Source organism: Syntrophomonas sp. UBA5494 (assembly GCF_002426325.1).
On sequence record NZ_DIPG01000022.1, the window covers coordinates 1 to 528 of the forward strand.

Here is a 528-nt window from a genome sequence, read left to right on the forward strand (position 1 = left end):
AACATGGACGACTTCAAGGCCTTGAACTATGCCAATGAAGTGATGGTTTTAAACAGTACGACCAAGGATTGCGAAGAGGGTATTCAAGCCTTTCTTGAGAAGAGAAAACCTGTTTGGATTGATTGAACACTGGGCGGTAGCGTCAAATTCCCGGCTCGAACTTCACCAGGCGAGCCGGGGATTAACTTTTTTCTTTGATGGTTTATCCAGATCGGTGACCGTAAGGTAGCCCTGCATGCCCGGGCCTGTCTGGCCTTGGAACACTACGGTATCCTCAGGCCGATATTAAAGGGAGATTGCTTATTCGTAGGACCAGGGCCGGGCTGGTCAATGAAGCCGGGCCAGATATATGCCACGGTTCGTAAACTGGCCCGAATGGCGGGAGTGAGTATCGGGGTGAAGGACTTGCGCCTGGCTCGCTATGTCGGTGAGGTTTATGGATTTGAACCAGCCGCAATCCCCGCTGCCGTTGCCGCATAAAGCATCATTATTATGCCATTTAACTTGTGTGGTTCTCACTTGGATACA

Annotated in this window: 1 protein-coding gene; it reads left to right on the top strand. The window is 50.6% G+C overall.

All coding sequences use genetic code 11. The features are described from left to right. Positions 1-330: 330 nt before the first annotated feature. Positions 331-480, top strand: a complete 150-nt coding sequence (locus B3W37_RS02545; RefSeq protein ID WP_483174681.1) for a hypothetical protein — start codon at positions 331-333, stop codon at positions 478-480. Positions 481-528: the final 48 nt, after the last annotated feature.